Below are 14,361 nucleotides of genomic sequence, written 5' to 3'. Positions count from 1 at the left end.
TCGGCACTGCGGCGGCTCAGGGCGCCGGGGCGGAAGGTGCGCCCGCCGGCGCGGAAGGGTCCTGCGCATCGAAGGGCGCCACGAGCGGGGCCGGCATGCCCCCCTTCGGCGCCACGGCGCCGTCCGCGCCGCTCGCGCCCGGGCCCGCATGGGAGCCGGGCGGCAGCAGCGGCGCGCGGTTGACGGCCATCAGCGCGCTGGCCGCGGGCTGCGAGGCTTCCTGCAGCCGGCGCAAGGTGTCGTAGCGGTCCTGGGCCAGCCGCTCCAGGTCCTCGCCGTCGCGCACGATCACCGGGCGCAGGAACACCATCAGGTTGGTCTTGCTGCGGCTGCGGTTTTGGCTGCGGAATAAATGGCCGACCAGCGGCAGGCTGCCCAGCACGGGCACCTGGCTGGCGCCGCTGTCGAACTGGTCCTGGATGAGCCCGCCCAGCACGGCGGCGCTGCCCTCCTGCACCAGCACCGTGGAAGCGACGGTGCGCTTGTTGGTCACCACGTTCGAGGACGTCGCGGCGCTGCTGCCCAGCCCGCCCACGACGCTGGACACTTCCTGGTAGATCTGCAGCTTGATCGTGCCGTCGGCATTGATCTGCGGGCGGATGTTCAGGGTCAGCCCCACGTCCATGCGCTCGTAGGTGGTGAAGGGCGTGACCGTGGAGGCGCCCGCGGTGCTGGAGTACGCGCCCGTGGCCACCGGGATGTTCTGGCCGATGGTGATCTTGGCCTCCTGGTTGTCCAGCGTCAGCAGCGTGGGCGTGGACAGGATGTTGGCGTTGGCGCGGGTTTCCAGCGCGCTGGCCAGCACGGCCAGCGAGCCGCGGAACAGGCCGATGTTCAGGCCCGGGTTGTAGGTGCCGGCGGCGATGCTGCCCTGGGCCTCGGCGGCGGCGATGCCGAACAGGTTGCCGCTGCTGCCGAAGTTGGTGCCGGCGCGCACGTGGCCGCTGCCGCTGCTGGTGCGCGCCAGCCACTGCACGCCCAGGTCGGTGGCCCGGTCGGCCGTGACCTCGGCGATCAGCGCCTCCACGTACACCTGCGCGTGGCGGGTGTCAAGCATCTCGATGACGGCGCGGATCTGCCGGTACTGCGGCTCCGGCGCGGTGATGATGAAGGCGTTGCTGTTCGGGTCGGCCTGGATCTGGCCGCCGATGCTGGGCTCGGCCGTCTGCGCCAGCAGGTTGCTGGTGGTGCCGCGCGTGCTGGCGGCGCTGCCGGTGGCCGAGGTGGCGGACATGCCGCCAGCCGCCGCCAGGCCGCTCGCGGCGGCACCCACGCCGCCGCTGCTGCCGCTGCTGCCGGCGGCCGGGCCCGCCGCCGTGGCGCCGCCCGGGTTGGCCAGCCCGGCATCGGCCGCCAGCGCGGCGCGCAGCGTGGGCGCGAGCTGCACGGCGTCGCCGAACTTCAGGTAGACCACGTGCATGTTGCCGGCCGCCTGCTGCGCGGTGGGCTGGTCCAGTTGCTCGACGAGCTTGCGCGTGAGCGCCACCCGCGCCGGGTTGGCCGCGCGCACCAGCAGGCTGTTGGTGCGCGGGTCGGCCAGCACCGTCACCGGGTAGCCCTCGCCGGCGCGCGCGGCGGGGTTCCTGGGCGCCGCGTTGGCGTTGCCCGCGCTGGGCACCGCTGCGGCGCCGCCCTCCAGCATGCGGTTGACCAGCACCGCCAGGTCGCTGGCGATGGCGTGGCGCAGCGCGACCACCTCCACGTCGCTGGCCGGGCTGACGTCCAGCGCCGTGACGATGCGGGCGATGCGCTGCAGGTTGTCCGCGTAGTCGGTGATCACCAGCGAGTTGTTGCCGGCGTTGGCGTTGATGGTGTTGTTCGGGCTGATCAGCGGCCGCAGCACCGGCACCAGGTTGTTCGCGCTCTCGTGGTTGAGCACGAAGATCTGGGTCACGATCTGGTTGCCGGCCGGCCTGGCGGCACCATCGCTGACGACGCTGCTCTGCAGCTTGGCCTCGGCCTCCGGCAGCACCTTGTAGATGCCGCCCGCTTCGACGATGGCGAAGCTTTGCAGCCGCAGCGCGGCCAGGAACTGCTCCCAGGCGGCCTGCGGCGCGATCAGCGCCTCGCTGACCAGGTTGAGCGTGCCCTTGACGCGCGGGTCCACCACCAGGTTGCGCCCGGTGATGACCGCCATCCCGCGGGCGACGGTCTCGATGTCGGCGCCCACGAAGTTCAGGGTCACGGGCTCCCGGGCGGCCAGCTTGGCGGCCGGCCGGGCGGGCGCCTGCTGCGGGGCACCGCCCGGGCTGGCCTGCGCGCCGGGCCCGGCGAGCGCGGCACACAGGGCGGCGGCGGCTGCGGCCCGCGGCACCCGCGCGGGGAACGAAGGGAAAGCGGTACGGACACTCATGGGTTCGGACGGGCTGCGGGCAACGCGAAACTCAGCCGGCCGTTCCACAGGCCTTCGCCGGTGGCTTCGAGGCTGGCCTGGACCGGCGCGGCGTGGACCGCCTCACGGAGGTGAACGAGCCAGTCGAACATCAGCTCCGCCGGCGCCTGGCTGAGCGTGACGGCGGGCGGCTCCTCCTTCTCGGCGCCGACCTGCGCCAGGGCGCCCAGGTGCTGTTCGGTGGCCTGGCGCCACGCGAGCGGGGCGTCGGCGGGGGGCGGCTGGTGGGCACAGGCGTGCAGCCCCTCGGCCTCGGCCGCCAGCGTGCGCATCGCGGCGATGTCCAGGTCGAGCCGGCGCAGCTCGTCCGCGGCGCCGCCCAGCGTGCGCAGGGCCGGCGCGACGGCGACGCTCCACAGCCCGAACGCACCCACCAGCGCGGCGCCGGCAGCAACCAGGCGGCGTTCGCGCGGCTGCAGCGCCGCCCAGCCCTGGCGCAGGTTGCGGCGCCAGGTGTGGCGCGATGAGGCGATGAAGGCGCCCAGGGCGCCGCGGGGCGGCGGGGAGGGTGGTGTCGGAGGGGGGGTCATGGGGCCTCGGCCAGGTTCAGGGTCCAGCGCTGGGGGGTGGGGTCCGCGGAGGCCCGGGGGCCCGCAGCCGCCCCGGCCGCAGCCGCCGGCCGCAGCCGCAGCCCGTGGCGGGCCAGCCGGTCCTGCGCGAGCACCGTGTCCGCCGCGTCGAGGCCCAGGCCATCGACGCGAAGCTCGCCGTGCTGGTAGTCGATGCGCTGGACCTGCCGCCCCGCGGGCACCGCGCCGGCCAGGGCCTGCAGCAGGCTCTCCAAGTCGTCCGCAGCGGCCCGCCCGCAGTCCTGGCGCATCTGCCCCACGCCGCGCGCCAGCTGCGCGCGCGCATCGACCACGACGCGCGTGCCCGGCATGCCGGCCAGCAGGAGCTGGCGCACCGTGTCGCGCCGCGCCTGCAGCTCCTGGCGCTGCAGCCAGGCCCAGCCGTTGAGGGCCGCCAACTGCGTGGCGAGCAGCAGCAGCAGGCCCACGCGCGCGAAGCGCCAGGAAGGCTCCCGCAGGAAGCGCCCGGCCGCCCGCCCGGCGCGGCGTCGTGCCCGCTCCAGGCCGCCTTGCCGCAGCTCGAACTGCGCCAGGTCCCACCCGGCGGCGACGCCGTGCAGCCAGTCCTGCTCGGCCGGACGCAGCCGCAGCGCGAGCTGCCGCCAGGACGGGCCCAGCTCGGCCACCTCGGGGATGGCCTCCAGCCGCTCGGGCGGGCCGCTCCACGCCTGGGCCAGCTCGTCCGGCGCGTGCACGGGCCTGCGCCACACCCCCTGCGGGCCGCACACCTGCAGCCAGGCCTGCCGCCGCTCGCCCGGGCCCTCGACCGTGAGCAGCCCCTCGGTGCCGGCCTGCGCCGACCGCGGCCAGGCCGCCGGCACGATACGGCGCACGCGCAGCCCATGGCGCTCCAGTTGCTGCATCTGCCCGGTGAGCCACGACTTGTCGCAGCAGGCCAGCCAGGCCTCGCGCGGCGCCGCTGCGTCGGCCTGCGCGCCCGGCTCCAGTGCCAGATGCAGCGCGGCGGGGACGTCCAGCACGCGCTCCTCGACCAGCCCTTCCAGCACCGCGCGCAGCCGGGCCGGGCGGGTGGAGCGCGGCAGCTGGGGCAGCGTCACCCGATGCCATGACAGCGCGGCGGCCGGCACGACGGCGATGGCCGGCTGGTTCGCGGCGCCCTCAACACCCGCTGCGAGGCCCGCCAGGGATTGCTCGCCACGCTGGGCCAGCGACACGCCGTCCGAGCTCACCGCGTAGCGCAGCGCCGGCCCCGCGGCCGAGGCAGCGCTCATCGGATCAGGAAGGGCGATGAACAGCGTCATGGCCAGGCCTTTACGTTCGCAGCGCTCATTGCACGGTGGCCAGCGTGGGCCGGAGCCAGTCACTCACGATGCGGCCCGCCAGGGTACTTCCGGCCTGGGGCGGCAGCGTCAGGACGAGGCGCACCGCGTCGGGCGGAGGCTGCAGCGGGGTGTCCGCGGCCACCGGGTCGCCGCCGCGGCTGTCGTCGGCCCCGGCCGGCTCGGCGACCCGCCGCGCGCTCGACTGGGCGTGGCTCCAGGCGTTGTCCCTGAAATAAAAGAGCTGCCAGTCCGAGGCCGGCACCACGATGGCCCCGCCTTGCGCCGCAGGCCGACCCAAGGGGCCGGTGCGGGCCCATTCGCCCGCGTCCAGCCAGGCCCGCCGCAACTCGCCGCGGGTGCGCAGCGGGCTGGAGACCCAGCGTTGCCAGGTGATGCCTCGTGCGCTGTCCAGGCGCAAGGCCCAGGCGACCAGCATCAGGCTCGCGTCATCCAGCGCGCTGCGCCGGGTGATGCGCAACACCTGGCCGTTGAAGTCCACGGCACTGGCCAGGCCGGATTCCTGCAGGGCATCCAGGTCGGTGCGCCACTGGAGCAGGCCGGACTCCAGTGCCAGGCCATGGCCGCTGCGCTGCCGGATGCTGTCCTGCACCCGGGCCATGGCATCGAGCGCGCGCCAACCCATCAGCGCCATCAGGCCGAGAATAGAGAACGCCACCAGCAGCTCGACCAGCGTCAGCCCCGCCTGCCGGCCCGCGGCCGCTGCGCCGGCACGGGAAGGAATGCGTCGTCCCGCGGACATCGCCTCACCTCACCTGCAGGCGGGCCTGCGCGGTGGACAGCCGGAGCACGGGCAAACCCTCGCGCAGCACCTGGACGTCGATGTGGCGGGTGTCGGCCCGCGCCGTCGCGCGCACGCCCAGCTGCACCACGTACTGCAGGCCAGCCTGCTCGCAGCGGCGCTCGCTGCGGCCCAGGCCCGGAAGCTCGCGGCGCAGACGCAGCTCGATCAGCACGTTCTCGGCGCACAGCCGGCCCAGCAGCAGGTCGTTCTGCCACGCGGCGCCGCGGATGAGCGAGGCCCCGGCCTTGTGGCTGGCGATCAGCGCGATGGCCATCACGGCCAGGGCCACCAGCATCTCCACCAGCGTGAAGCCCCCGGCACGCGCCCCGCGGCCCCTTGGCCGCGCGCTCAGCGCGCGACGGCGAACGGGGCCAGCCCGTCGCTGGCGATGCGCACGCGATACGGCCCCAGCACCAGGGTGAGCGCCTGCGCCTGCAGCATGGGCTCGGGCCCCAGCACCAGCTCCCCGGGGGCGGCCACCTGCACTTGCGGCGTCAGCCAGGCAACGGTGCGGCCCTGCGCCGTCCCGGTGAAGCCGAAGCCCCCGGGCCGCGGCTGCCAGCGCACCAGCCGGCCCTGCAGGCGCGACTGCGCGCGGGCGCCCTCCAGCATCGCGGCCAGGCGCATCGCCTCGCGCTCCAGTGCATCGCGCCGGGCATCGGGCAAGGCCGGCTCCACCAGCATCGTGCCCAGCGCCACCAGGCCGATCACCACCAGCAGCTCGACCAGCGTGTAGCCCGCGTGCGGCGCCGGCCGGCGCCGCCATGGCGCCCTCGACGGGTGTGACGAAGCCGTCGAGCGGCCTGCAGCCGGCGGAGCCGGGAAGGTGCCTGGGAAGGTCATGGGACGAAGCGAGGACGGGCACTTGGAGGTAGGCGGTCTGGACCTGGAATGCCCGTGTTCTGCAAGTCCCGCGCCGGGCCCGCGGCGCGCCGTCGCTCCAGGGCGGCAGCCGCGCCCATGCCCGCCGCGCCGCGTGGGTTTTCTCACAAGCGCGTGCGGTTTTCGACAGCGTTGTAACGTTTGCTACATAGCGTCCAGCACCGAGGTGCGTCGCCGCCATCGCCATATCCGAACGGCTGCAGCCGCGGGCCGCCGCAGAGGCTCCCTATAGAGAAGCGCTGCGTTCATCGCACGGTGCCCACGCCACGGGGCCGCCGCGTTCACAGCTTCGAAATCAAGCGCCTGAGCGTCTGGCATAGGCATTGCAAGACGCAACGCTATGAACTCAGATACATCACGACTGACAGAGGGCGCTCGGCCGCCTCAGGGTCGGCGGGCCCTCCGGTTCGCCAGGAGCAGGCTGGCCACGGCCGTGGCCTTGATTTGGGTCTCGCCGCCGCTGCTGGCCGCCCCGGCGGGCGGCGTGGTGGCCAGCGGCGCGGCCACCATCGTCCAGCGCGGCAACAGCACCGAGGTCAGGCAGTCCACGCCGAAGGCGGTCATCAACTGGCAGGGCTTCTCCGTCGGCGCCAACGAGAGCGTCAACTTCAGGCAGCCCGGCGCCTCGGCCGTCCTCCTCAACCGCGTCGTCGGCCACGAGAAGAGCGTCATCGAGGGCGCGCTCAACGCCAACGGCAAGGTCTTCCTCGTCAACTCCAACGGCATCCTGTTCACGCGGGGCAGCAGCGTGAGCGCGGGGAGCCTGGTTGCCAGCAGCCTAGACATCGGCGACGGCGACTTCCTGGCTGGCCGCTACACCTTCAGCAAGGCTGGCCCCGGCACCGGCGGCGCGGTCGTCAACCTGGGCACCCTGGCTGCGGCGCCGGGCGGCCACGTGGCGCTGCTGGGCGCGAGCGTCTCCAACCAGGGCCTCATCACCGCGGCCAAGGGCACGGTGGCGCTGGCGGGGGGCGACAAGGTCACGCTCAACTTCAACGGCGACTCCCTGCTGAGCGTGACCATCGACCAGGGCGCGCTCGACGCGCTCGTCGAGAACCGGCAGGCCATCCACGCCGACGGCGGCACCGTGCTGCTCACCGCCAAGGCTGCCGACGAGCTGCTGGGCAGCCAGGTCAACAACAGCGGGATCATCCAGGCGCGGACCATAGACGAGCTCAAGGGCTCCATCACCCTGCTGGCCCAGGGCGGCACCACCACCGTCCGCGGCACGCTGGACGCCTCCGCGCCCCGGGGCGGCGACGGCGGCTTCATCGAGACCAGCGGCCGCAAGGTGGCGATTGCCGAGGAGGCGGCAATCACCACCCGCTCCTCCCACGGCGCAGCCGGCACCTGGCTGATCGACCCGGACGGCATCACCATCGCCAACCTCGGCGGCGACATGAGCGCCACGCTGCTGTCCCGGCTGCTGCGCGACAACAGCATCGAGATCCAGTCCACCCTGGGCAGCGGCGCGGGCGGCGACCTCAACGTCAACGACGCGCTGAGCTGGGCCGGCCGCACCACGCTGACCCTGACCGCCACCCGCGACGTCAAGGTCAACGCCGCCATCACCTCCACGGGCGCCGGCGCCGGGCTGGTGCTCAAGGCCGGGGCCGACATCGACATCAACGCGCCCGTCACCCTGGCGGGCCGCGGCGCAACCCTGGCGCTGCGTTACGGCGGCGACTACCACCTGCGCACCCCTGCCAGCTACAGCGGCACCACCCTCGATGCCCAGGGCCAGCCGGTGGCCCGGCAAGACGGCAGCGGCGGCGTGTACGGCAGCCTCACCCTCACCGCGGCGGATGCCCGCCTGAGCCTCAACGGCCAGGACTACACCCTGATCCATGGCATGGACCAACTGGCGGCGCTGGACGACGCGGCCGGTACGGCCCGCGGGTATTTCGCCCTGGCGCAAAACCTGGACGCGGCGAACTGGAGCGCGGCCCACAAAGGTGCCGCGGCCGTCGTCAACGAATTTGGCGGCATTTTCGCCGGCCTGGGACACACGGTATCGAATCTCACGCTCAATGCGCCCGAGGCCAGCAATGCCGGGCTGATCGGCAGGGTGGTGGAGACCAGCACCCTTCGTGATATCGGCGTGACCAGCGCCAATATCACGGCCAACAGTTATGCCGGCACCTTGCTCGGGACGTCGGATGCCGAGGTCAATATCAGCAATGCGTATGGCACGGGGCACATCACCGTGACGGCGGGCGGTGCCCGGGTCGGCGGCTTGCTGGGCTCCCTGTACGGCACCGTCAACAGTTCCTATGCCGACGTCGATATTCAGGCCGAAGCCCCCAGCTCCTTTTTGGGCGGGTTGGTAGGCAATGCGGTGCTGTTCGATATTCAAAATTCCCACGCGAGCGGGCATATAGGCTCCGGGGTCGACTCGAATGCTGGCGGCCTGGCGGGCTACGCGGGCAGAGGGTCCATTTCAAATGCCTACGCCACCGGCAACATCACGGGGGCGCCTGACTCGCAATCCCTGGGGGGGCTGGTCGGGGCATTTTCGACATCGACAGCGAATGTCGGCGTGACCAATTCGTTCGCCACCGGGAACGTGACCGGCGGCACCAAGCTGGGTGGCCTGATCGGGGCGATGGGTGCGTCGAACAGCCGGGGAACCATCACCCTCGACAACGTATATGCCATCGGCACGGTAACCGCGAACCAATCCACTGAAATCACCACCGGAGACGGTGTGGGTGGATTGATCGGTTATGCCAATGCCTCCCGAATGACCTTGAACATTTCCAAGGCGCATTCGACCGGCGATGTCGTCGTCAACAGCCCCTACGTCACCCGGGCCGGTGGATTGATCGGCTCGGCCACGGTGAAGGAGGGAACGGTTTCGGACAGCCACGCCAATGGGGATGTAGTGGCGCTCGCCATGAATTCCGGATGGACCGGCGGCTTAGGCGGTTATTTCTCGGGGATGAGCGTTGCCGATTCATATGCCACCGGCGATGTCACGGGCGGCTCTAGTACCGGGGGATTGCTCGGGGCCTTGGCGGGCGGCGGGTCCATTTCCAGGTCGCACGCCAGTGGCAGCGTTTCTGGATATGCCGGGGCCGGCGGGCTGGTGGGAGTCAACAGCCACGGCCTGATCACTGAATCCTACGCCAGCGGAAATGTGGGCATTTTGGGCCAGGCTGGCCCGGCCCCGGCCGGCCAGGCCGCAGGTGCCCTGGTCGCCGTGAACGAGGGCGAAATAAACAATTCCCAGGCCACCGGCAGTGTCCGCGGTACAGGCAAATTCGTTGGCGGCCTGGTGGGCAACGACTACGGCACGGTCAGCAACAGCACCTATACCGACGTGGCGGCGGAGGCTGCGGCCAGGGCAGCGGCGGAGGCTGAGGCCCGAGCCGCCGCGCAGGCCGCAGCCTGGGCAGCGGCAGAGGCCGAGGCCCGTGCCGCCGCGCAGGCCGCAGCCAGGGCAGCGGCAGAGGCCGAGGCCCGTGCTGCCGCGCAGGCCGCGGCCAGGGCAGCGGCGGAGGCCGAGGCCCGCGCCGCCGCGCAGGCGGCCGCCGGCCAGCTCGATCCGGTGAAGGCGGCCCCGCGTGCCGTGTCTCAGCTCCAGGCCGCCGCCGGCCGGCGCCCTGATTCCATAGACAGCCATATTCAGATCAACGAAATGTCCGAATACAAGGCGGACGTGCGGGCCATCGAAGTTGACGGTGTCCGCTATGAATTGGAAGACGACAAGAAAAAGGAGAGTCGCTAGACCTCCCCAGCCAGGATGCGGAGCTTCTGCCAGTTGGGAGGGGTTTTGGTTCTCGCAGCCTACTGCCGTCATCGGGAACGCTGCCATTTAAACTCAAGCAAGGTGTGAAATGAAGTTTGGTATCCGTCAAGCCATTTCGGTGCTCGCCCCGGTGGCATTGGCCGTCGTCGCTTCCCATGCAGGAGCCGCCACGACGTGCACCTATGTCCCCAGCAGCGCGACCTCGGCCTCCTTCGTAATTGCCGTGGCTTCGAATTTCTATGAGCCGGCCCAGGCCTTTGCCCAGGATTTCCTGTCCAATTCCGGCACCACGGCCACGGCGGTCCAGGTCTGCGCCGATTCGACCGGCAACCTGAAAAAGCAGATCAACGGCACCGCGTCCATGCCGGCGGCCGTGGGCTCCAAGAAATACAGCCTGCTGCTCGCGGCCGATGCCGATACGCCGGCCTACTTCGACACGGACCCGACCGGTTCGACCTTTAAGCAGACCGGTGCGAGCGCCTTCCTTTATGCCTACGGTATTCCGGTGCTCTACAGCCAGAAGGTCGCCAAGGCCAACCTGGTGCAGACCGCGAGTCCTGGCGCCACCGCGAGCGGATATGCCAACCCGGTCAAGGTCAACCAGACCTACGTGACGAAACTGGCTATCGGCAACCCCACCCTGGCGCCTTATGGGGTGGCCGCCGATGACATTTTGGTGGACATGGGCCAGTCCGGATCCACGACCGACCTGGGCACAAGCTACACCTCGAATTGCTCGCCGTCCTGGACCTGCACCTACAGCAATATCGACTACACCCAGCAGGCCATCCAGTACGCCAGCAACAATATCAAGGCGGGATTCGTCTCCAAGGCACAGATGTGTTCGGACTCCATTTCGAGCTCCTACTACATCGAGTTTCCTGACTACCAGACCACGCAAAAGGGTATTCTGATCAATTCCACCAACTCCACGCAGAACGCCTACAGCGCCAGCATGGTCGGCTTCATGAACACCAAGAAATCCGCCGATGCCGATTCGGACGGGATTTCCGACTGGAATGAATTCCTGATCAGCCGCTGCTACAAGCAAATCTGACGCCCCTGGCATGAGCCGTCTTCCCCTTGGCATTTTCAGAGGGGAAGCAATATTCCTTCTTTTTCTGCCCGGCCGCAGTGAATCTCGGCGCAGGCTCATTCCCGATTCCTCGCTCACGGAACGCCCGATTGCGGCATTTTCCCTGCTGCGGGCGAATTCAAAACAAAACCAACTCTCCACCATGCGCCGTACCCGCCCCCGGAACCTTCTGCCCACCCTCATCGCGATGGCGGCTCACCTGGCCTGTGCAGGCGCCTGGGCACAGACGGCGGCGCCATCCCCGCCCGTGCCTTTCGGTGCCGGCGACGCGCTGCGCCAGGCGCAGCCGCTGCGCCCCGAGACCCGGCCCGCGCCGCCGCTGTCGCTGGCCGACGGGCAGACGCTGTCGGTGCGCGAATTCAGGTTCGAAGGGACCGAGGAGGTGCCCGAGGCTGAGCTGCAGGCCGTGGTGGCGCCCTACCGGGGCCAGACGCTGAGCATGGCTCGCATCAACGAGGTGGCGGCCCAGGTCACTGCGCTCTACCGCAGCCGGGGCTGGCTGGTGGCGCGGGCCTACGTGCCGCGCCAGGACGCCAGCGCCGGCACGCTGCTGATCCGCGTGCAGGTGGGCCGGTGCGGCCGCTTCACGCTTCGCAACGCCTCGCTGGTGGGTGACAGGCTGCTGGAGGGCGTGGCGGCGTCGCTGGCGGCCGGGCAGGCCGCGGTGAGCCGGGCGGCGCTGGAGCGCGCGATGCTCACCATCTCCGACATGCCGGGGGCGCAGTTGCCGCGGCTGACCGTCGCCGCGGGCCAGGCGCCGGGCAGCACCGACTTCCTGCTGGACGTGCCAGCCGGCGCGCGCTGGGGCGGCTGGCTGGTCGTGGACAACCTGGGCTCGGCCTACACCGGCAAGAACCGGCTCAACGGCGGCGTGGAGCTGAATTCACCCCTGGGCCAGGCCGACAAGCTCACGCTCAGCGGCATGGCGGCCGAAGGCGGCCGGCTGGACAACGGCCGGCTGGCCTACGCCGCCGCATTGGCCGCCAACGGCCTGCGCGGCGAGCTGGCCTGGTCGAAGACCACCTACGAGCTCGGCGGCGCGTATGCCGACCTGGCGGCGCAGGGCAACGCACGCTCCCTGGAGGCCGCGCTGAGCTACCCGCTGCTGCGCAGCCGCGAGCGCAACCTGCACCTGGGCCTGGGGCTGGCCGCTAGGCGGCTGCGCGACGACATCGGCGCGGAGAACTCGTCGGTCCGCAAGCGGGCCACCGCCGGCACCCTCGGCCTGCGCCACGAGGACTGGCGCGGCCTGGCCGGGCTGCCGGGCCAAACCACGGCCAGCGGCTCGCTGGTCATCGGCCAGCTCGATTTCGACGACCCGGCACAGGAGGCGCTCAACCGCGGCGGCGCGAACACGGCGGGCCGCTACGCCTACCTGAAGCTGGCCGCGACGGCCCAGCTGGAGCTGGCTCCGGCCTGGAGCCTGCGGGCCGGCGCGAGCGTCCAGAAATCCCTGGACCGCAACCTCGACCCGAGCGAGCAGATGAACATCGCCGGCCCCGAGGGCGTGCGCGCCTACAGGGAGACGGTCAGCGGCGACAACGGCTATCTGCTGAGCGCGCAATTGCGCTACGCGCTGCCGGCGGCGGGCCTGGCCGAGGGCTTCTCGCATGCGCTGGGCGTGTTCGGCGACCTGGGCCGGGTGTACCTGCAGCACGGCGGCTACAGCAGCGCCGCGGGCGCGCGGCTGTCGGACGTGGGCCTGGGCTACCACCTGCAGCACCGGTCGCTGTCCGGCTCGCTGCAAGTGGCCCATGCGGTGGGCGCGCAGCCGGACAGCGCCCGGGACCACGGCCGCACCCGGGTGCTGCTGCAGGCAGGCCTGAGTTTCTGAACCACGGGAGCACGGCATGGAAAACGCGAAGAACATGGACTGGCTGGGCGGCGCCATCGACTACGGGGTGATCGGCGTGCTGATGCTGCTGAGCGTGCTGGTGGTGGCCATCGGCATCGAGCGCACGCTGTACTTCCGCCGGGTCGAGGCCCAGCGCATGCCCGACATCAAGTCCCTGGAGCTGGCGCTGACCCGGCGGCTGTTCGTGATCGCCTCGGTGGCGAGCAACGCGCCCTACCTGGGGCTGCTGGGCACGGTGTTCGGGATCATGCTGACCTTCTACCGCATGGGGCACGGCGGGGCGATGGACCCGTCGCAGATCATGCTGGGGCTGGCCCTGGCGCTGAAGGCCACCGCGGCGGGCCTGGTGGTGGCGCTGGTGGCGGTGGCCTTCTACAACACGCTGCTGCGCCGGGCCAAGGTGCTCATGCTGCAGTGGGAGATCGCGCATGGATGAGCGGCCGTTCGAGCACATGAACATGGTGCCGTTCATCGACATCATGCTGGTGCTGCTGGTGATCGTGCTGACGACCTCCAGCTTCATCGCCAGCGGGCGCATCCCGGTGCACCTGCCGCAGGCCAGCGCGCAGCGCAGCGAACGCGACCCGCGCGAGACGCGGACCATCGACATCGATGCGGCCGGCACGGCGCACTTCGAAGGCCGGCCGCTGAGCGTCGAGGCGCTCAAGGAGCAACTGGCGCCTATGGACAAGGCCACGCCCTTCCTGCTGCGCGCGGACCGCACGGTGCAGTTGCAGCGCTTCGTGGACGTGGCCGATGCGCTCAAGCAGCTGGGCATCTCCAGGGTCGCGGTGCAGACGCAGAGCACGAGACCGTGAGCGCCCTCCTTGCCACCGGCGCGTTGGCGAGGCCGGCCGCGCGGCCGGGCGCCCGCCTTCCCGCGCCGGCCGAGCGGGCCCCGGCGCAGGCCGCGCAGACTGGGCGTGCCCATGACGTCCGGGGCCTGGCCTTCTCGCTGCTGCTGCATGCCCTGCTGGCCCTGGCGTGGCTGGCGTTCGAGAGCTTCAAGCCGCAGCCCGTGCGGCGGGAGAGCCCGCTGGCGGTCGAGCTGTTCGGGATGGTGAGCCATCGGCAGGTGGAGCAGCAGCAGCTGGGCCGGGACGAGGGCCGTGCCGCGGCCGACGCGGCGCCCCCTTCGGCCCAGGCGCCGCAGCCGCGCGCGCCCGTGCCGGCCCGCCCCGAAGCGCCAAAGGAGCGGCACGAGAAGCGCTTGCGCAGCGAAACGGCATCCGCCGCGCCGAGCCCGGTGCAGGTGAGCGAGCCCGCGCGCGAGCCGGTTGCGCCGCCAACCGCGGGGGAACCGGCGCCTGCCGCCATGCCGGCGGCCACGGGCACCCCGTCTTCAGCCCTGGGGGGCGAGGAACAGCGCCTGCAGCAGGCGGTGCCGATGCGCGAGGCCTCCGCCGACCTGATCCGCCAGTACCTGGCCGGCTTGAAGAAGGCGATCCAGCGCCGGCTGGCCTATCCGGCGCAGGCGCGGGCGGAGGGCGCGACTGGCGCGCCCATCGTCCGCTTCGTCATCACCAGCGCCGGGGAGGTGCTGCCCGGCTCGCTGGGCATCCAGCGCAGCAGCGGCCATGGCGCGCTGGACGAGGCCGCCCTGCACGCCGTGCGGGCGAGCGTGCCGCTGGAGGCGCCGCCGCGGCAGATGGCGGTGGTGCTCACGCTGTCCTTCGCGCAGGAGCCGTGATGCGGGCGCGGGCGCCCGGCTCGCGCAGCCGGGGGGCGGCC

At 71.6% G+C, this 14,361-nt stretch carries 12 protein-coding genes; 6 read left to right on the top strand and 6 right to left on the bottom strand.

The genetic code is table 11. The features are described from left to right. Window positions 1-16: 16 nt before the first annotated feature. Genes gspD through ALA01S_RS34610 form a run of 6 tightly spaced genes read right to left on the bottom strand, consistent with a single transcriptional unit; the run spans window position 17 to window position 5,889 of the window. Window positions 17-2,353 (bottom strand): type II secretion system secretin GspD, encoded by a 2,337-nt coding sequence (gene gspD / locus ALA01S_RS04000; protein WP_066332353.1) that lies wholly within the window; start codon window positions 2,351-2,353, stop codon window positions 17-19. After that, on the bottom strand, window positions 2,350-2,922 hold the full coding sequence (locus tag ALA01S_RS03995; protein ID WP_066332350.1) for a type II secretion system protein M: 573 nt from the start codon (window positions 2,920-2,922) through the stop codon (window positions 2,350-2,352). The genes gspD and ALA01S_RS03995 overlap by 4 nt, the downstream gene beginning before the upstream one ends. Next, complete coding sequence (gene gspL, locus ALA01S_RS03990; RefSeq protein ID WP_066332347.1) at window positions 2,919-4,223, bottom strand: type II secretion system protein GspL; 1,305 nt, start codon at window positions 4,221-4,223, stop codon at window positions 2,919-2,921. Before gspL ends, ALA01S_RS03995 begins: the two co-directional genes overlap by 4 nt. 25 nt (window positions 4,224-4,248) lie before the next feature. Next, the gene (locus ALA01S_RS03985) at window positions 4,249-5,004 is read right to left on the bottom strand and encodes a PulJ/GspJ family protein (protein WP_066332344.1); all 756 of its coding nucleotides are present in this window, start codon (window positions 5,002-5,004) and stop codon (window positions 4,249-4,251) included. Between the two features lie 4 nt (window positions 5,005-5,008). Next, entirely contained in the window at window positions 5,009-5,398 is a 390-nt protein-coding gene (gene gspI / locus ALA01S_RS34615) for a type II secretion system minor pseudopilin GspI (RefSeq protein WP_259375502.1), read from the bottom strand. Beyond that, window positions 5,395-5,889, bottom strand: a complete 495-nt coding sequence (locus tag ALA01S_RS34610) for a pilus assembly FimT family protein (RefSeq protein WP_238455689.1) — start codon at window positions 5,887-5,889, stop codon at window positions 5,395-5,397. Before ALA01S_RS34610 ends, gspI begins: the two co-directional genes overlap by 4 nt. 472 nt (window positions 5,890-6,361) lie before the next feature. Here ALA01S_RS34610 and ALA01S_RS03970 point away from each other — a divergent pair, with 472 nt between their 5' ends. The 6 genes from ALA01S_RS03970 to ALA01S_RS03945 all read left to right on the top strand — a co-directional run bounded on the left by ALA01S_RS03970 (window position 6,362) and on the right by ALA01S_RS03945 (window position 14,320). Next, entirely contained in the window at window positions 6,362-9,658 is a 3,297-nt protein-coding gene (locus tag ALA01S_RS03970; RefSeq protein WP_066332329.1) for a two-partner secretion domain-containing protein, read from the top strand. Between the two features lie 109 nt (window positions 9,659-9,767). Continuing rightward, window positions 9,768-10,736, top strand: a complete 969-nt coding sequence (locus ALA01S_RS03965; protein WP_157118743.1) for a substrate-binding domain-containing protein — start codon at window positions 9,768-9,770, stop codon at window positions 10,734-10,736. A 286-nt stretch (window positions 10,737-11,022) separates the two neighbouring features. Then, window positions 11,023-12,609, top strand: coding sequence for a ShlB/FhaC/HecB family hemolysin secretion/activation protein (locus tag ALA01S_RS03960; RefSeq protein WP_066332325.1), 1,587 nt, complete (start codon window positions 11,023-11,025; stop codon window positions 12,607-12,609). 16 nt (window positions 12,610-12,625) lie between these two features. Beyond that, the gene (gene exbB, locus ALA01S_RS03955) at window positions 12,626-13,066 is read left to right on the top strand and encodes a TonB-system energizer ExbB (RefSeq protein WP_218011423.1); all 441 of its coding nucleotides are present in this window, start codon (window positions 12,626-12,628) and stop codon (window positions 13,064-13,066) included. Beyond that, window positions 13,059-13,448 carry an ExbD/TolR family protein gene (locus ALA01S_RS03950; protein ID WP_066332321.1) on the top strand — a complete coding sequence of 130 codons (390 nt, stop codon included), beginning with the start codon at window positions 13,059-13,061 and terminating at the stop codon, window positions 13,446-13,448. Before exbB ends, ALA01S_RS03950 begins: the two co-directional genes overlap by 8 nt. After that, the gene (locus ALA01S_RS03945) at window positions 13,445-14,320 is read left to right on the top strand and encodes a TonB family protein (RefSeq protein ID WP_066332320.1); all 876 of its coding nucleotides are present in this window, start codon (window positions 13,445-13,447) and stop codon (window positions 14,318-14,320) included. The genes ALA01S_RS03950 and ALA01S_RS03945 overlap by 4 nt, the downstream gene beginning before the upstream one ends. The last annotated feature ends 41 nt before the right edge of the window (window positions 14,321-14,361 follow it).

Source organism: Azohydromonas lata NBRC 102462, assembly GCF_001571085.1.
GTDB lineage: Bacteria > Pseudomonadota > Gammaproteobacteria > Burkholderiales > Burkholderiaceae_C > Azohydromonas > Azohydromonas lata.
Note: the sequence above shows the minus strand (reverse complement) of the source record. Positions and strands in the feature narration are given on the sequence as shown.